General features: G+C 69.2%; 16 protein-coding genes. 8 read left to right on the forward strand and 8 right to left on the reverse strand.

Annotated features, from left to right (window positions below; translation table 11 throughout):
- Positions 1–13: 13 nt before the first annotated feature.
- Together N7I30_RS04295 and N7I30_RS04300 are read left to right on the forward strand one after the other, a co-directional pair.
- On the forward strand, positions 14–739 hold the full coding sequence (locus tag N7I30_RS04295) for a class I SAM-dependent methyltransferase (protein WP_498636924.1): 726 nt from the start codon (positions 14–16) through the stop codon (positions 737–739).
- A gap of 340 nt (positions 740–1,079) precedes the next feature.
- Positions 1,080–1,520, forward strand: a complete 441-nt coding sequence (locus N7I30_RS04300) for a MarR family winged helix-turn-helix transcriptional regulator (RefSeq protein WP_050767568.1) — start codon at positions 1,080–1,082, stop codon at positions 1,518–1,520.
- Between the two features lie 10 nt (positions 1,521–1,530).
- Here the strand turns inward: N7I30_RS04300 and N7I30_RS04305 are convergent, their stop codons facing one another.
- The 3 genes from N7I30_RS04305 to N7I30_RS04315 all read right to left on the reverse strand — a co-directional run bounded on the left by N7I30_RS04305 (position 1,531) and on the right by N7I30_RS04315 (position 4,243).
- Complete coding sequence (locus N7I30_RS04305; protein WP_498636926.1) at positions 1,531–2,277, reverse strand: endonuclease/exonuclease/phosphatase family protein; 747 nt, start codon at positions 2,275–2,277, stop codon at positions 1,531–1,533.
- Positions 2,258–3,574, reverse strand: a complete 1,317-nt coding sequence (locus N7I30_RS04310) for an NAD(P)H-dependent oxidoreductase (protein WP_498636928.1) — start codon at positions 3,572–3,574, stop codon at positions 2,258–2,260. The genes N7I30_RS04305 and N7I30_RS04310 overlap by 20 nt, the downstream gene beginning before the upstream one ends.
- Positions 3,575–3,688: 114 nt before the next feature.
- Positions 3,689–4,243, reverse strand: a complete 555-nt coding sequence (locus N7I30_RS04315; protein ID WP_230786457.1) for a sugar transferase — start codon at positions 4,241–4,243, stop codon at positions 3,689–3,691.
- Positions 4,244–4,361: 118 nt separating this feature from the next.
- Between N7I30_RS04315 and N7I30_RS04320 the strand changes: the two genes are divergently transcribed.
- From N7I30_RS04320 to N7I30_RS04335, 4 genes are all read left to right on the forward strand, one after another.
- Positions 4,362–5,288 carry an NAD-dependent epimerase/dehydratase family protein gene (locus tag N7I30_RS04320; RefSeq protein ID WP_498636930.1) on the forward strand — a complete coding sequence of 309 codons (927 nt, stop codon included), beginning with the start codon at positions 4,362–4,364 and terminating at the stop codon, positions 5,286–5,288.
- Between the two features lie 86 nt (positions 5,289–5,374).
- The gene (locus N7I30_RS04325) at positions 5,375–5,551 is read left to right on the forward strand and encodes a hypothetical protein (RefSeq protein WP_192847172.1); all 177 of its coding nucleotides are present in this window, start codon (positions 5,375–5,377) and stop codon (positions 5,549–5,551) included.
- A gap of 273 nt (positions 5,552–5,824) precedes the next feature.
- Entirely contained in the window at positions 5,825–7,102 is a 1,278-nt protein-coding gene (hemA, locus tag N7I30_RS04330; RefSeq protein ID WP_498637132.1) for a 5-aminolevulinate synthase, read from the forward strand.
- A gap of 63 nt (positions 7,103–7,165) precedes the next feature.
- The gene (locus tag N7I30_RS04335; protein WP_228239441.1) at positions 7,166–7,543 is read left to right on the forward strand and encodes a cupin domain-containing protein; all 378 of its coding nucleotides are present in this window, start codon (positions 7,166–7,168) and stop codon (positions 7,541–7,543) included.
- Here the strand turns inward: N7I30_RS04335 and N7I30_RS04340 are convergent.
- From N7I30_RS04340 to mscL, 3 genes are all read right to left on the reverse strand, one after another.
- The gene (locus tag N7I30_RS04340; RefSeq protein ID WP_498636931.1) at positions 7,511–8,611 is read right to left on the reverse strand and encodes an AbrB family transcriptional regulator; all 1,101 of its coding nucleotides are present in this window, start codon (positions 8,609–8,611) and stop codon (positions 7,511–7,513) included. The genes N7I30_RS04335 and N7I30_RS04340 overlap by 33 nt on opposite strands.
- Positions 8,608–9,777 (reverse strand): pyridoxal phosphate-dependent aminotransferase, encoded by a 1,170-nt coding sequence (locus tag N7I30_RS04345; protein ID WP_498636932.1) that lies wholly within the window; start codon positions 9,775–9,777, stop codon positions 8,608–8,610. The genes N7I30_RS04340 and N7I30_RS04345 overlap by 4 nt, the downstream gene beginning before the upstream one ends.
- A gap of 131 nt (positions 9,778–9,908) precedes the next feature.
- Positions 9,909–10,346, reverse strand: a complete 438-nt coding sequence (gene mscL / locus N7I30_RS04350; protein WP_498636934.1) for a large conductance mechanosensitive channel protein MscL — start codon at positions 10,344–10,346, stop codon at positions 9,909–9,911.
- Positions 10,347–10,574: 228 nt separating this feature from the next.
- Here mscL and N7I30_RS04355 point away from each other — a divergent pair, with 228 nt between their 5' ends.
- Complete coding sequence (locus N7I30_RS04355; protein ID WP_498636936.1) at positions 10,575–14,048, forward strand: ATP-binding protein; 3,474 nt, start codon at positions 10,575–10,577, stop codon at positions 14,046–14,048.
- 63 nt (positions 14,049–14,111) lie between these two features.
- Here N7I30_RS04355 and N7I30_RS04360 read toward each other — a convergent pair whose 3' ends face one another.
- Positions 14,112–14,768: a response regulator gene (locus tag N7I30_RS04360; RefSeq protein WP_024349681.1), complete on the reverse strand. Its 657-nt coding sequence runs from the start codon at positions 14,766–14,768 to the stop codon at positions 14,112–14,114.
- 117 nt (positions 14,769–14,885) lie between these two features.
- Positions 14,886–15,308 carry a secondary thiamine-phosphate synthase enzyme YjbQ gene (locus tag N7I30_RS04365; RefSeq protein ID WP_498636939.1) on the reverse strand — a complete coding sequence of 141 codons (423 nt, stop codon included), beginning with the start codon at positions 15,306–15,308 and terminating at the stop codon, positions 14,886–14,888.
- A 109-nt stretch (positions 15,309–15,417) separates the two neighbouring features.
- Here N7I30_RS04365 and N7I30_RS04370 point away from each other — a divergent pair, with 109 nt between their 5' ends.
- A complete protein-coding gene (locus tag N7I30_RS04370) occupies positions 15,418–16,398 on the forward strand; it encodes an alpha/beta hydrolase (protein ID WP_498636941.1) in 981 nt (326 codons plus the stop codon).
- Positions 16,399–16,406: the final 8 nt, after the last annotated feature.

Raw genomic sequence — 16,406 nt, forward strand, 5'->3', positions numbered from 1 at the left:
GCAGGAACCGGCCATGAGCGATCCGAAGACCATACAGAGCGCCCTGAACACCGCCTTTGCGGCCGGCGACACCGCCGCCGTCATCGGCGAGGTGCTGGCCGGGGAAGCCGCCGGCTCCGTGCTCGACATCGGCTGCGGCCGCGGCGCGCTCGCCCGCAGCCTGGTCAAGCGTGGCTTCGCCGTGACCGGGATCGACCCCAGCGAGGCGGCCATCGCCGCAGCCCGCGACAGCGTCCCGGAGGCCCGTTTCGAAGTGGCAGCGGCCGAAGCCCTCCCCTTCGACGAGTCCGGCATCGATGCTGCCGTGATCCTCAACGCCCTGCACCACGTGCCGGTCGCAGCCATGGCGACGGCGCTTGCGGAAGCTGCGCGCGTCACGAAGCCGGCCGGCACGGTGCTGATTGTCGAGCCGCTGGCGGAAGGCCCGTATTTCGAGGCGATGCGCCCGGTCGAGGACGAAAGCGAGATTCGCGAGGCGGCCGGCGTCGCGGTGGCGGATGCGGTGCGCAATGGCAGCTTCGTCCTGCGCGGCAACGTCGTCTATCAGCGCAGCGAACGCTTCCGCGACGTCGCCCAGTTCATCGAGCGGCTGGAAGCCGTCGATCCGCTGCGCGCGGCTGCCGTTGCGGACAATCGCAGCGCGGTGGAAGCCCGCTTCGAGGCTGAAGCCGAGACCGAGGACGGCATGCGCGTCCTGGCCCAGCCGCTCCGCGTCTACTGGCTGCGCACACCCGGCTGAGGTCGCGGGCGCCGTCATGCGCACCTGCCGCCCAGGGCCGTCCTCAATCTCGCCGGATTGAGCAGGCACATCTGCGTGCGGTCGGGTCGCAGCCGTCGTCGATGCAAGCGCCACTGAGCCATTCTATCCACGACAGGACGCACGGCACGTGTCCGAAGCCAGTCCCGCCACGATCTGACGCATGAGATACTTACAATTCTAAATACTGCCTGCACGGCTTCTTAGGACTGCAAGCAGGCATGATTGGATAAACTTCGTCGATCCTCATATATGCACGCCCAGCAAGGTTCGATGCAGGCAGGCATGCGGACGGGGTTCTCAGGAAGACAGCGGAATTTCGATGATACCCACGACGGATCTGGCCAGCCAGCTGGAGCAGATTGCCCGGCGTCTTCACTCGCAGGGATACGCGTCCAAGCTGTTCCCGGCGCAATGGGCGGCCCTGCGCTACATCCATTCCGCGCCCGTGCCGCTGCGCACGGCCATCGATCTCGCCCGCTTCCAGGGTCTCGCCTCGGGCGCCGTGGCCCGCACCGTGCGCACGCTGATCACCAAGGGCTACGTCACCAAGCTGGGCAGCGTCGGACGCGGCCGCGCCGAGGAACTGGGCCTGACCGACCGCGGTCGCGCGCTGCTCAAGAAAGACCCGCTCCAGCGCATCTGCGAGGCCCTCGAGCCGCTCGACGAAGACAGCCGCAAGTGCCTTGCCGAAGGTCTCGACATCGTCATCCGCTCGACCCGCCCCGATCAGGCGGCGGACAAGACCGAGCCGTCCAGCTAGCCCCGCGCCTTCAGACCCTCTCCGGCCAGGCGAGATCTGCCGTGACCGCCAGATGATCGGAGGCGGGCCGCGAGGCGTGGCCCGGTCCATGCGTGACCAGCGAGAACCCTTCCGAGGCGTAGATCCGGTCCAGCCGGAGCATCGGCCAGCGCGCCGGAAACGAGCGCGGCGCGGTGTGCACCGGCAGCCGCGGCGCCAGCGCGCCATGCAGCGCGCCCCCCAGCCTCAGATCGTTGCCGTCCCCCATCGCCAGCGTCGGCACGTCCCGCGCGTCGACGCGCTCGGCGAGGAACTGCGCCTGCGCCCGGCGCTGTCGCCGCAGAAGACCGAGATGGAAGGCTAAGACCCGCAGGTGCCCCGACGGCGCGGCGATCACCGCCTCGATGGCGGCGCGCGGCTCGACCCCGGGTTCGGGCAGGGCATGGATGGTCGCGCTGACGATCGGCCAGCGCGACCAGAGCAGATGGCCGTAATCGCGATCCTCGCGCGGAACGGTGCGCGCCTCGACGATCTGCGATCCCGCCGTCTTCAGAAGCTCCTGCTCCAGCGTCTCGAAGGCGCGCTGCCGGCGGCCAAGATGCGAACGGCCGTCAACCTCCTGCAGCGCCAGGATATCCGGGCCGAGCCGCGCGATGGTCGCAAGGGTGCGCTCCGGGTCGCAGCGGCGATCGGCGCCGATCGAGCCGTGGCAGTTCCAGGTGACCGCCCGGATGACGCCGCGTTCGGCGGTTTCCGGTTCAGGCTGCGAAGCGGCCATCGGCGGCGTCGAGTTCGGCCCGCATCCGGGTGACGAGCAGGCTCTCGTCGGGGGCGCAATTGTCGTGGGTCAGAAGCGCGCCGGCCCTGATCGGCTGCACCACCTTCGCCTTTTCGACGAGCCCGATCGGCAGCGCCCGGCGCGTGCGCCCGTCCTCCCAGGTCATGGCATAGCCGCGATAGTCGGCCTCCCCGATCCGGCCGAGCGTCTCGCCGGGCGTCAGGTCGCGCTTGGCCAGCGCGCCGCACTCGCCGACGGGCCGATCGATCGGCACCATGTCGGGCCGGCGGTGGATGACCGCGCGCACCGCCGAAAGCGGGGTCTCCAGGCTGGTCAGGTGGAACGGCCGGATCAGGCCGAAACAGGGGCCGGGACCGACCTTCAGATCGGCCATGCGCTCGATGGCGCGGGGGTGGCGCGGCTTGACCACGCAGAAGACGCCGGGCGCCACGCCCTTGCCGATCGTGTAGTCGACGCAGCCCGACCGCGACAGGATTCCGCCATCCTCGGTGGTGCAGAGCACCTGCCCCAGGTTCTCGCTGGTCGCCTCGGGTCCGTGCATGCCCGCGACATCCGGCGTCAGGCCGGTACAATTGGCGATGGCGGTCATTTCGACCATGGTCTTGGAGCCGTCGATGAACTCGACCAGCATGCGGGCATTCATGTTCCGCGCGCGGGCCTCCTCCTCGTATTCCTCGGGGATGGCGGAATGGCGCAGCGGGTTGTTCTTGCCCTTGCCCGCCGCGACGATCTCCATGCCGAGGCTCTGGGCGAAGGCGATGAGCTCCAGCGTCGAGGCCGGCTCGTCGCCGGCCGAGCCCGTATAGACGAGGCCGGCTTCCTTCGCCTTGCGGGCCAGGAGACGGCCGACAGTGATGTCCGCCTCGACATTCAGCATGACGATATGCTTGCCGTTGCGGATCGCCTCCAGCGCGAGGAAGGTGCCGACCTCTGGGCTGCCCGTCGCATCGACCACGACGTCGATGCGCCCCGCGGCGCAGAGTGCGCCGAGATCGTCGGTGACGGCGATGCGGCCCGCCTCGATGGTCCGGTCGATGTCGGATGCGCTCGCGGCAAAGCTGCCATGGTCGGCGGAATGGCCCGCCATGGCGATCGCTTCGGTCGGACGGCGCGGGCTGTTGGCGGCGATCGCCCCGATCCGCACGCCGGTCATCAGCGCCACCTGCACGACGATGTCCGTGCCCATCTGGCCGGCACCGGCGAGACCGATGGTCACCGGACCATGCCGGTCGGTATAGGCGGCGAGTTCGGCGGCGAAGCCGACGCGTTCGATCATGGAGCTGGCATCCTCGAATTGCTGGTGACGCGCATGCGGCGGGACGGATTGGAGCCCTCCCCGCTCCGCGCCGGACACCTAGCGGATTTCAGCGTGGTTGTAAGCCGCCCGGCCTCAGCCGCGCACCCGGTCGCCGCGACCGCCGCCGGCCACCGTCTGCAGGATCAGCTTCAGATCGCCGAGAAAGCTGCGGTTGTTTACATAGTGCGCGTCGATCTCGGCAAGGCGCACCGGGTCGGACATGTCGACACCCTGCACCTGCGCTTCCCCGGTGATGCCGGGGCGCACCGAAAGGACGCCGCGCCGGCCACGCTCCTCGATCAGCACGGTCTGCGACGGCAGGCAGGGCCGCGGGCCGACAAAGCTCATCTCGCCCTTCAGGACGTTCCAGAGCTGCGGCAGTTCGTCGAGCTTTAGGGCGCGCAGCTTGCGACCCAGCCCGGTCACCGCCGAGGCCGGCGTCTCGTGCGAGGCGGCCGAGACGGTGGTCCGGTGCATGGTGCGCAGCTTGTAGCAGGTGAAGACCGCGCCATCGCGACCGACCCGCGGCTGGGCATAGATGCCGGGGCCGTCGCTGTCCCGCTTCACCAGGATTGCGAGAAGGCCGATCAGCCAGCCCAGACAGACAAGGCCGACGAGGCTGGCGGTGAAATCGAAGAGGCGCTTCATGGCCCTTCCGCTACAGCATCGCCCGCGATTGGCAAATCGCTTTTCACCGCGCCGGCGTTGCGCATGGGCCGCGGCTTCGCCAGAACCGGTTCGAACGGTTCCACGGAGTGTCCTCGCCTTGCGCATCCTTCTGACAGGCAGCAGCGGTTTCGTCGGGCAGCGCCTGACGGCCGCGCTCGCGGCGGACGGCCACGACATCGTCCTCCTGCGCCGCGGCGGGCCGGGTGGCGACGGCGTCTTCGCCGCGCCGACTCAGCTTGCCGACATCGAGACGGCCGTGGACTGGCCCCGGGGCATCGACGCCGTCGCGCATCTCGCCGCCGCCAATCCCGAGCGCGGCACGGCCGACGCCGCCGATGCCGCGGCCCTTGCGGCGGTCAATCGCGACGGCACCGCCGCACTGGCCCGCCGGGCAGCGCAGGAGGGCGTCCGGCGGATGGTTTTCGTCAGCACGGCGAATGTCCACGCCGCCTCCCCCGACCCGGTCGACGAGACATCCCCGATCGCGCCCCAGAGCGCCTATGCGCGCTCCAAGCATGAGGGCGAGCACGCCTTCTGGCAGGCCCTCTCCGGCAGTGCGACGACGGGTTGCGTCCTGCGACCGGTGCCGGTGTTCGGCCCCGGCGGGCGCGGTGGCATCGCCGCGCTGGCAAAACTGGCGCGCATGCCGGCGCCGCTTCCGCTGGGCGGCTTCGCCGCGCCCCGCAGCCTCGTGGCCGTCGATGATCTCGTGCAGGCGATCGTGCTGGTCCTCACCGCGGAACGGGCCGCCGGCGAGACCTTCCTCGTTGCCGGCGATCCGCCGCTGTCGACCGCCGCGATCGTGACGGCCCTCCGCCACGGGCTCGGCCGCCCCCCTCGCCTGATCCGGGTACCGCCCGCCTTGCTGCGAAAGCTCGCCGGCCTGACCGGGCGCGAGGCGATGGTGGCGACGCTCGACACGCCCTTCATCGTGGATGCCGGGCATCTACGACACACGCTCGGCTGGGCGCCGGCCCGACCGACGCCGGACGCACTTGCCGCCATGTCGGCCGAGGCCCGCTGAGCCCCCGACGGAACCGTCACGCCGCGGATCGATTGACCAAGCCAGCCTGCCGATCGCCGCAACGATCGCGAACAAGGTGCAGACAGATGAGCCAGGACGACACCGGAAGCACGCCGCCCAAACTCAGCCGGCAGGAACGGCTGGAGGCGCAATTGCGGGAGAATTTGCGCAAGCGCAAGGAACAGGCCCGCGCCCGCCGGCAGAGTGCGCAGGCATCGCAGACGGACGACAACGCAGACCCGGCAGGAGCGGGCGACGACTGACCGGGGACCCGCCGATACGGTTACCACACAAGCGCGACGGCACGGCCGGCAGGCGCGGCTTTATCGGCCCGCCCTGCGACATTTCCGCTGGGCCGCAAACCCGCCGGGCATCGCGCCGCTGCGATCCCCATCTGCGCAGCGGCGGCGAAGTCCCTGTTCGCGCTTCGCTTCCCGGCAAAACGACAATTGAACGCATGGTGCCCGAATGCCCGGCCGAAGATGGACTTTGACTGGAACGGCTCTTAGAAAGGTTCTGACAAGGAGTATGGGATGATCGATTATCAGGGCCAGTTCGAGTCTGCGATCGAGGCTTTGCATGCCGAGAAACGCTACCGGGTCTTTGCCGATCTCGAGCGCATTGCAGGCCGGTTTCCGAAGGCCATCTGGCGCCATGACGGCGAAGCCACCGAGATCACCGTGTGGTGCTCCAACGACTATCTCGGCATGGGCCAGCACGCGGACGTTATGTCGGCGATGACCTCGACCGTCACGGCCATGGGCTCGGGCGCCGGCGGCACCCGCAACATTTCCGGCACCAACCACCCGCTGGTGGAACTGGAGAAGGAACTTGCGGATCTGCACGGCAAGGAAGCCGCGCTGGTCTTCACGTCCGGCTTCGTCTCCAACGAGGCGTCGATCTCGACCATCGCCAAGCTGCTGCCCGACTGCCTGATCCTGTCCGACGAGCTGAACCACGCCTCGATGATCGAGGGCGTGCGCAAGTCCGGCGTCAAGAAGCAGGTGTTCCGCCACAACGACCTCGCCCATCTGGAAGAGCTCCTAAAGGCCGCCGAGCCGAACCGGCCGAAGCTGATCGTCTTCGAGAGCGTCTATTCCATGGATGGCGACATCGCGCCGATCGCCGAGATCGCCGATCTGGCCGAGCGCTACAACGCCATGACCTATATCGACGAAGTCCATGCGGTCGGCATGTATGGCGCGCGCGGCGGCGGCATCTGCGAGCGCGACGACGTCGCGCACCGGATCGACGTGATCGAGGGCACGCTGGCCAAGGCCTTCGGCGTCCTCGGCGGCTACATCACCGGCACCCGGGCGCTGATCGACGCGGTCCGCTCCTATGCGCCGGGCTTCATCTTCACCACCGCCCTGCCGCCGGCTCTCGCCGCCGCGGCGGTCGCCTCCATCCGCCACCTGAAGACCAGCCAGGCCGAGCGCGACGCGCAACAGCGCCAGGCCGCCCAGGCAAAGCTGGTGTTCGGCGAGGCCGATTTGCCGGTGATGCCGTCAGAGACCCATATCGTGCCGGTGCTCGTCGGCGATCCGGACCTGTGCAAGAAGGCCAGCGACCACCTCCTCCACGCCCACGGCATCTACATCCAACCGATCAACTACCCGACCGTGCCCCGCGGCACCGAGCGCCTGCGCATCACGCCGACGCCGCTGCACGACGACGCGCTGATCGACACGCTGAAGGACGCCCTGGTCGAGACCTGGAACGCCATCGGCATTCCCTTCGCCAGCCAGCAGCCGGCCCAGGCCGAGCGGTCCACCAAGGTGACCCCGCTCGTCGTGTCGCAGGCCGGCGGCTGACACGTCCCACACCGGCCGCGCACGACGCGGCCGGGTGACGACCCGCGTCGAAAGGAGCGCTCCATGAAGATTTCGCTGGCGCAGCTTCTGGAGAGATTGCCCCTGCCCGCGACCGAGCAATGGCCGGACGGCGTCTTCGCCGCCGAGGCCATCTCCCACGGCACCATGTCGCTGGAAGTGTTCGCGCCGCGCGGCACGGACCACCAGCGCCCGCATCTGCAGGACGAGCTCTACATCGTCGTGTCGGGCCGGGCCGCCTTCTGGCGCGAAGGCCAGACCGACGACGTGGCGGCGGGCGATGCGCTGTTCGTGCGCGCCGGCCAGGACCACCGCTTCACCGACATGTCGGACGATTTCGTCACCTGGGTGATCTTCTGGGGACCGGAGGGCGGCGAGGCGCCCGCCCCGTCACCGTCGGTCTTCGCCGCCATCGACGCCTGATTCCTCCGGCGGCACCGCCACGGTGTCGCCCGGCCGCGCGATGTGCTTGGCCAGAAGCGGCACCATGAGGGCGATGCAGACGAAGCGCACGACGTGGTGGGCCGCGACATAGGCCGGATCGACGTCGAACTGGAACGCCAGAACGGTCAGCGCTTCCAGCGCGCCCGGCGCATAGGCCAGCGCCACCTTGCCGATCGAGATCTCCAGCACCAGCACCGCCACGGCGACCGAGATCGCCGAGACCACGATGCCGATGGCAAACGAGCCGATCGCCGCGGGCAGCAGCGCGAACACTCCCCTGCGGTCCAGCCCCTGCAGCCGCGATCCGATCAGAGCGCCCAGAAGGATCAGGCTCGGCACGGCGAGAGCCGGCGGAATGGCGACGGTGGCGAATTCGCCGACATGCATGAAGGCGCTGCCGATCAGCGCGCCCAGCATCATCCCGCCCGGCAGCCGCACCAGATGGCCGAGCGCCGCCGCTGCGACGCAGACGAACAGCAGCAGCAGATATTCCGTCAGCGGCCCGTCGGTGCCGCGCGAGGCCGCCACCACGTCCTCGCCGCCTTCGAACCAGCCGAGCACCGGCGTCAGGGCGCCGATCAGGATGAGCAGCCGCACGCTCTGGACGATGGTCACCCGCGGCAGGTCGGCCCTTGTTTCCAAGGCCGCCGCCAGCACGAAGGACAGCGCGCCCGGAAGTGAGGCGAACAGGGCGGTGTCCCGGTCCCAGCCGAGGCCGTGGCGCAGGAACGCGCGCGTGACGATGATGACGCCCAGAACACCGAGCATCTGGACGGCGAAGGAGAGCGGCCAGATCGCCATCTGGTCGAGGACCGCGGGCGTCACGCCGGAACCGGCCTGCATCCCGAGAATGAAGAAGGCCAGTGTCCGCAGCGCCTGCGGCAGCCGCGTATCGAGACCGGCGACGCTGGCAGCCGAAACGGCGAGAACCGGGCCGAGCAGCCAGGCGACCGGCAGGCCGAGCGCCGCCGCAACGCCGCCGCCGAGGCCAGCCAGCGCCAGCGTGGCGGCGAGATTGCCGACCCGGCGCCGGTCCCAGCCTGTCACGCCGAACGGCCGATCCAGTCGGCCAGCCGATCCGCCGCCATCTCCACCTCGTCGAGCCGGCGATGGAAACAGGCCCGGAACGAGCCCGGCGAGACCGGCCCGAAGGCTGTGCCGGGCGCAAGGCCGACCTTGGCCTCGTCGACGATGCGGAAGGCCGTCTCGCGGGTTTCGGTGATGCCGTCGATGGCGAAGAAGGAATAGAAGGCGCCCGCCGGCTGGACGATGGCGACCCGGTTGGTCGCCGCCAGCCGCTCGGTGAAGATGTCGCGCGCCTTGTGGGCCCGCTCCACCTGCATCGCCACGAAGGGCTCGCCCTCGGTGATCGCGGCGATGGCGCCGCGCTGCATGAAGGGGGCGACGCCCGAGGTCGAATACTGGGTGAGATTGGCGATGACGGTGCCGATGGCCGGGGTGGTCTCGATCCAGCCGACCCGCCAGCCGGTCATCGCCCAGTTTTTGGAGAAGGAATTGACGAACAGGATCGCGTCGTCCGGCTCCATGATGTCGTGGAAGGACGGCGCCCGGTCGGCGGCGTAGTAGAAGCGGCTGTAGATCTCGTCGGCGATGATCGTCAGGCCGTGCTGGCGGGCCAGCGCCAGCAGCGCCTTCAGCGTCGCGTGGTCGGCGGTCCAGCCGGTCGGGTTCGCCGGCGTGTTGACGAAGATGGTGCGGGTCTTCGGGCCGATCGCGGCGACGACCTTGTCGAGGTCGAGCTGCCAGCCGGCATCGGTCCAGTCGAGTGCGACCTCGCGGGGCACGGCGCCGCGCACGCCGCAGGCGGCGGCGAAGTTCGGCCAGGCCGGGCCGAAATAGATCAGCTCGTCGCCGGGCGACGCGCTCGCGGCGATCGAGATCTGGATCGCCTGCATGCCCGAGCCGGTGACGAAGAAGCGCTCCGGCGAGGATTCGACGCCGTAGAGCCGGGCGGTGTAGTCGCTCAGCGCCTGGCGCAGTTCTGGCAGGCCGCGCTGATAGGTGTAGAAGGTCTCGCCCGCCGCAAGGCTCGCGGTCACCGCCTCGGCGATGAAGCCCGGCGTCGGCAGGTCGCCCTCGCCGGCCCAGAGCGGGATCACCCCCTCATGGCCGCGGGCATAGTCGATGACGGCGACAATGCCGCTCGCCGGCGCTTCCACAGCCTCGCGGCTGAGCCGAAATCTGTCGCTCATCAGGGTGCCTTCCGGGGGAGACTCGAACGAAAACAGCGTCGCCTGACGCCGTGCCCGGCATCGCGCTTCGTCCCGGAAAATGCAAGCCCGCCGCTGACGGCGGCGGGCCTCGTCGTCGGTTCAGTAAAGCGTCAGACCCGGGTTTCGCGGTTCGACGCGCTGGCGAGCAGGTCGCGGATTTCCTCCAGCAGCTTCTCGTCGCGCGGCACTTCGGCGACCTCGGGCGGCTTGGCCTCTTCCTTGCGCTTCATCTTGTTCATCGCCTTGACGACCATGAACAGGATGAAGGCGACGATCAGGAAGTTGATCGACAGGGTCACGAACTGGCCATAGGCGAGCACCGGTCCCTGCTCGCGCGCCGCTTCCAGGCTGGTGGCGGTGACGCCGTCGTCGAGACCGACGAACTTGTTCGTGAAGTCGACGCCGCCCGAGATCGCGGCGATGACCGGCATGAACAGGTCCTTGACCACCGAATTGACGAGGCCGGAAAACGCCGCGCCGATGATGATGCCGATCGCCAGATCGACCATGTTGCCCTTCAGGGCAAATTCCTTGAATTCCTTGAGCATCTCATGATTCCTCTGACGATGGGGCGTCCACTCTACAGTTGCGCGGCAGGGGCACAATCGCGCGACACGCAGAAAACCGGCGATCGCCGGCACCGGCGGCGTCGCGATCTGGACTTGCGCGGACACCGGTGGTTGTGTCGAACACGCTGCGGCCTGAAGCGGCATCCCGGCTCACCTGACCCGCAGGGGCGCCGCTCCGCTCCCGTCAGGCCGCCGGGAGGATGAGAATTGCATAGCGGGATCATCGTCTTCACGGCGATCGTCTATCTGTTGCTGCTGTTCGCCGTGGCCTGGTGGGGAGACCGCCGGGCGGCGGCCGGCCGGGCGCGCATCAGCCGGCCGGGCGTCTATGCGCTCAGCCTCGCCGTCTACTGCACCTCCTGGACGTTCTTCGGCTCGGTCGGCGTGGCGGCGCGCGACGGCCTGTCCTTCCTGGCGATCTATCTCGGCCCGATCCTCGTCTTCGTCTTCGCGCCGGGCTTCATCGAGCGGCTGATCCGCCACGCCAAGGCCGAGCGCATCACCACCGTCGCCGACTTCATCGGCTCGCGCTACGGCAAGAACCCGTCGGTCGCGGCGCTCGCCACCGTCATCGCCATCGTCGGCACGGTGCCGTACATCGCCCTGCAGCTGAAGGCGATTTCCACCAGCGTCGCCAGCCTCGTCGCCCATTACAGCGCGACGCTGGAAATGCCGCCGCTGTTCAGCGACCTGGCGCTGCTCGTCGCCACCGTTCTCGGCATCTTCGCGGTGCTGTTCGGCACCCGCCACGCCGACGCCACCGAGCATCAGGACGGCCTCGTCCTGGCCGTCGCGATGGAATCGCTGGTCAAGCTCACCGCCTTCCTGGCGGTCGGCCTGTGGGCGACCTTCGTCCTGTTCGAGCCCGGCGAATTGTGGAATGCCGCGCTCGCCAGCCCGCGCGTCCTCGCCTCCTTCCAGGGCGGCATCGGCGGGCATTTCATTGCCTCGCTCGGCCTCAGCGCGCTCGTGATCCTGCTCCTGCCGCGGCAGTTCCACATGACCGTGGTGGAAAACCGCACCCGCCACGAGATCCGCCGCGCCCGCTGGCTGTTCCCGCTCTATCTCGTCGTTATCAACCTCTTCGTCGTGCCGATCGCCGTGGCCGGGCTGATCACCCTCGGCCCCAGCGTCGATGCCGATCTCTACGTCCTGTCGCTGCCGCTGTCGCAGGGCCAGGACGCGCTGTCGCTGGTGGCCTTCATCGGCGGCCTGTCGGCCGCCACCGCCATGGTGATCGTCGCCAGCGTCGCCCTGTCGATCATGATCTCCAACGACCTCGTGCTGCCGTGGCTCCTGAAACGCCGCGACCATGCGGTCGACCCCACCCGCGACGAGACCCGGCTGATCCTCAATGTCCGGCGCTCGGCGATCTTCGTCGTGGTGTTCCTCGGCTACGGCTATTATCGCTACGCCGGGGCCGGCAGCGGCCTCGCCTCGATCGGGCTTCTGTCCTTCGCCGCCATCGCCCAGCTCGCGCCGCCCTTCCTCGCCGGGCTGTACTGGAAAGGCGCCAATGCCCGCGGCGCCACGGCGGGCCTCATCGCCGGCATCATCGGCTGGGCCTGGACGCTGCTGATGCCGGCGCTCCTACGTGGCCAGGCGATCGACGCGACAGCGGTCACCGCCGGTGCCGATTCCGCCGCCGCGCCGCTGCTCGATCCCCTGCTCTATGGCTGCCTCGTCAGCCTGTCGGCCAATATCTTCTTCCTCGTCGTCGGCTCGCTCAGCCGCAAGGCGACGCCGCTGGAGCGCATCCAGGCGGCGGTCTTCGCCTCCAGCGACGTCGGTCCCGCGGCCGGCGTGCGGCGCACCCGCGCCGGGGTCAGCATCCGCGAACTCAAGGCGACCATCGCCCGCTATCTCGGCTCGGACCGCACCGAACGCTCGTTCCGCAGCTTTGCGGAGGCCGAGCACCGGACCATCGACGACGACGACACGGCCGATTCCGCCACGATCCGCTTTTCCGAGCAGCTTCTGGCGGCGGCCATCGGCTCGGCCTCGTCGCGGCTCGTCCTGTCGCTCCTGTTCCAGCGCCACGCCGATTCCAGCCGCTCGGCGCTGCAGCTCCTCGACGACGCCTCCGAGGCGCTGCAATACAATCGCGATCTCCTGCGGATCGCGCTCGAACAGGTCGACCAGGGCCTCGCCATCTTCGACGCCGACTACCGCCTGACCTTCTGGAACCGGCAGTTCCGCGATCTTGTCGGCCTGTCCTCGGAGTTCGGCCAGATCGGCACGCCGATGACCGTCGTCCTCGACGAGCTGATCGAGGCCGGCGAAATCGACCGGCCGGAATACGACACCAGTTTCGAGGTGCTGACCCGGCCGCCGGCCTTGCGCCAGATCAGCCTGCGCCGCTCCGGCCGGGTCCTGGAATTCCGCTCCAACCGCATGCCGGAAGGCGGCCTCGTCGCCACCGTCTCGGACATGACCGAGCGGGTGCGCCGCGCCGCCGCCCTGCGCGAGATGAACGAGAGCCTGGAAGAGCGGGTGCGCATGCGCACCGGCGAGCTGACGACCGCCAACGAAGAGCTCGGCAAGGCGCGGCTGGCGGCCGACGCGGCCAATCTCGGCAAGACGCGCTTCCTGGCCGCCGCCGGCCACGACATCCTGCAGCCGCTGAATGCCGCCCGGCTCTACGCCGCGGCGCTGGAAGAGCGCAGCCTCGGCGGGCAGGAGACCGAGATCGCCGCCAATATCGGCTCGTCGCTGGAGGCCGTCGAGGCGATCATCGGCGCGGTGCTCGACATCTCGCGGCTGGAAGCCGGCGGCATGCAGGCCAAGATCGAGGATTTCCCGCTCGACCGGCTGCTGCGCCAGATCGAGACCGACATGAAGCCGCTGGCCGACGAAAAGGCCATCGCGCTGCGCTTCGTGCGCACCGGCGTGTCGGTTCGCTCGGACCGCAACCTGCTGCGCCGGCTGATCCAGAACCTCGTCTCCAACGCCATCAAATACACCCGCGCCGGCAAGGTCGTGGTCGGCGTGCGCCATCGCACCGGCGGCCGGATCGACGTGGAGATCGCCGACAGCGGCATCGGCATTCCGGCCGACAAGCTGGAGGCGATCTATCACGAGTTCGTCCGCCTCGACGAGGGCAGCCGCACCGCCCGCGGGCTGGGGCTCGGCCTGTCCATCGTCGATCGCATCGCCCGGGTGCTCGACCATCCGATCGAGGCGACGTCGGAGCATGGCCGCGGCACCCGCTTCCGGGTGACCCTGCCGGTGGCCGACGTGACGCCCGTCACCGCGCCCCAGACCGCGCTGCTGCCCGCGCGGGCCGGGCTGGCGCTGGCGGGAACCCGCGTCCTGTGCATCGACAACGAGGTGGCCATCCGCGAAGGCATGCGGGTGCTCCTGGCCGGCTGGGGCTGCGAGGTCGAGGCCTATGGGTCCGCGTCGGAGGCGATCCCCGATCTCGGGCGGCGCGGCATCGTGCCGGACATCGCCCTCGTCGACTATCATCTCGACGAGGGGACAGGCCTCGATGCCGTGACGGCGCTGCGGCGGGTGTTCGGCCCCGACCTGCCGGTGATCCTCGTCACCGCCGACCGGTCGCCCGACCTGCGCGAGCAGGCGGCGGGAATGGAAGTGGACATCCTGACCAAGCCGCTGAAGCCGGCCTCGCTGCGCGCCGCCATGGGCCGCAAGCACGGCCGCCGCGAAGCCGCGGAATAGGCAGCCGGCAGCAGCGCCGGCCCATGGCGCTGTCCTAGATGGGATGCGTCTGCGGTGTTCGGCTCAGCCGGCGAGGCCGCTTTCCAGATCGATGCCGAGCCGCGACAGGCGGATCACCGCCTGGGTGCGGCTGTCGACGCCGAGCTTCAGGAGTACCGCCGAAACATGCGCCTTGATGGTGGCTTCGGAGATGCCGAGCTCGTAGGCGATCTGCTTGTTGAGAAGCCCGCGCCCCAGCATGGTCAAGACCCGCGTCTGCTGCGGCGTCAGGGTGCGGATGCGCTGGATCAGCTCGGTGACCTCGGGGTCGCGTTCGGATTCCAGCGAGATGTCCGGCGGCAGGAAGACCTCGCCGGCCAGAAGCGCCAGGATCGCCTCGCGGATCTCCGCAAAGCCGGAGGATTTCGGAATGAAGCCGGAGGCGCCGAGATCGAGGGCGCGCGCCACGATCGGCGCGTCCTCGCTGCCCGAGACGATGGCGATGGGCACCGAGGGGTGGTCGGCGCGCAAAAGCGCCATGCCCGACAGGCCGCTGGTTCCCGGCATGTTCAGGTCGAGCAGCATCAGATCGGCCTCGGGATTGGCGGCCAGCGCCGCCGCGGCCTGGTCGAAATCCGCCGCCTCGACGATCTCGGCCGTGTCCGGCAGCGACGTCAGGATCTCCCGCAGCGCGCCGCGAAACAGCGGATGATCGTCGGCCACGATGAAGACGTAGCGCATGCCCCTGTTCTCCCCCCCTGCCTTTTCAACCGGATACCGGCTGCGACGCGCTCCCACTTCGTCGCGGCCCTTCTTGGCCCGGCTGCCCGGCGGGATCAACCCGCGGTGGTTCCGGCCTCAGCCCAGCGTACCGGAAAAGTGCAGCACGATCTCGCGCGAATGCGGGCTTGCCCGATGCTCGACGACATAGATGCCCTGCCAGGTGCCCAGCATCATGCGGCCGCCCGACACCGGCACGGCGACGCTGGTTCCCGTCAGCACGGTCTTGATGTGGGCCGGCATGTCGTCCGGGCCCTCCATGGTGTGGACATAGGGCGCATCGGCGGGCGCCAGCCGGTCGAGCGCGTTCAAGAGGTCGTGCTGGACGTCGGGATCGGCATTCTCCTGGATGGTCAGCGACGCCGAGGTATGGCGGATGAACACCGTCAGCAGCCCCTCGCGGGCGCCCGCCGCGGTCAACCGTTTGGCGATCGCGGCGCTGACGTCGGTCATCGAGCGCCCCTTCGTGGCGACGCTGAGGGTCTCGATATGCTGGTCCATCGGCTTGCCCCGTTGTCGTTGGATGCGGCCCCGAGCCTTTGCCACACGCCGCGCCCTACACCTGCGGAGGCCATGTCCTAGCTTCTCCGGCGCAAACAGGGAAACGGCAATGACCAAGACGCGACTGTCCATCGACCCCGCAGCTTTCGACCCGGCGCAGGCGGACCCCGAGCTGGTCGCCCTGAACGAGAAGATCATCAGGGATCAGAAGGCGCTGCCCGATCCCTGGTCGCTGCCGGTGGAGACGGTTCGCAAGGCGCGGCGCGAGGGCCGCGGCATCCTGCCGATCGGACCGCGCGAGAAGAACGCCGAGGAGATCATCCATATCGGCGGCGCCGGCCGCGAGATCCCGGTGCGGGTGTTCCGCCCGCGCGACGGCCAGACCCGCGGCACCTTCCTGCATATCCATGGCGGCGGCTGGGTGTTCGGCGCCGCCGACGAGGCCGATCCGCGCCTGCGCAGGATGGCCGACAATACCGGGCTGACCGTCGCCTCGGTCGAATACCGGCTGGCGCCCGAATTTCCGCATCCGGCGGCCCTGCACGACTGCACCGACATCGCCGTGGCGCTGGCCAACGGCCATCTCGACCTGCCGCGCGGCTTTTTGGCGATCGGCGGGGAATCGGCCGGGGCGCATCTCGCCGTCCTGACGATGCTGCGGCTGCGCGACGAATACGGCCTGACGCCGTTCCGCGCCGCCAATCTGGTCGCCGGCTGCTACGATCTGTCACTGACCCCGAGCGTGCGCAACTGGGGCAAGGAGCGGCTCGTCCTCAACACCGACGACGTCATGGAATTCGTCATGCGGCTGGTGCCGGAGAGCGTCTCGCTCAAGGACCCGGCAGTCTCACCGCTCCATGCCGACCTGACCGGGCTGCCGCCGGCCCTGTTCAGCTGCGGCACGCGCGACCTTCTGATCGACGACACGCTGTTCATGGCGATGCGCTGGATGGGCAGCGGGATCGAGACGGAGCTGTCACTGACCAATGGCGGCTGCCACGTCTTCGAAGTGTTTCCGACCGCCGCCGGCGAGCGCTCCCTCGACACGATGGAAGCCTATCTGAGGCGGCGGGTCAGCTTCCCGGTCTGACGCGCCGC

This window comes from Aurantimonas litoralis, assembly GCF_026153195.1.
Lineage (GTDB): Bacteria > Pseudomonadota > Alphaproteobacteria > Rhizobiales > Rhizobiaceae > Aurantimonas > Aurantimonas coralicida.

Bases quoted from the DNA above. Each gene is read 5' to 3' on its own strand.
- N7I30_RS04295 (WP_498636924.1), top strand. From the start codon at position 14: ATGAGCGATCCGAAGACCATACAGAGCGCCCTGAACACCGCCTTTGCG.
- N7I30_RS04300 (WP_050767568.1), top strand. From the start codon at position 1,080: ATGATACCCACGACGGATCTGGCCAGCCAGCTGGAGCAGATTGCCCGG.
- N7I30_RS04305 (WP_498636926.1), bottom strand. From the start codon at position 2,277: ATGGCCGCTTCGCAGCCTGAACCGGAAACCGCCGAACGCGGCGTCATC.
- N7I30_RS04310 (WP_498636928.1), bottom strand. From the start codon at position 3,574: ATGATCGAACGCGTCGGCTTCGCCGCCGAACTCGCCGCCTATACCGAC.
- N7I30_RS04315 (WP_230786457.1), bottom strand. From the start codon at position 4,243: ATGAAGCGCCTCTTCGATTTCACCGCCAGCCTCGTCGGCCTTGTCTGT.
- N7I30_RS04325 (WP_192847172.1), top strand. From the start codon at position 5,375: ATGAGCCAGGACGACACCGGAAGCACGCCGCCCAAACTCAGCCGGCAG.
- N7I30_RS04335 (WP_228239441.1), top strand. From the start codon at position 7,166: ATGAAGATTTCGCTGGCGCAGCTTCTGGAGAGATTGCCCCTGCCCGCG.
- N7I30_RS04345 (WP_498636932.1), bottom strand. From the start codon at position 9,777: ATGAGCGACAGATTTCGGCTCAGCCGCGAGGCTGTGGAAGCGCCGGCG.
- mscL (WP_498636934.1), bottom strand. From the start codon at position 10,346: ATGCTCAAGGAATTCAAGGAATTTGCCCTGAAGGGCAACATGGTCGAT.
- N7I30_RS04360 (WP_024349681.1), bottom strand. From the start codon at position 14,768: ATGCGCTACGTCTTCATCGTGGCCGACGATCATCCGCTGTTTCGCGGC.
- N7I30_RS04365 (WP_498636939.1), bottom strand. From the start codon at position 15,308: ATGGACCAGCATATCGAGACCCTCAGCGTCGCCACGAAGGGGCGCTCG.
- N7I30_RS04370 (WP_498636941.1), top strand. From the start codon at position 15,418: ATGACCAAGACGCGACTGTCCATCGACCCCGCAGCTTTCGACCCGGCG.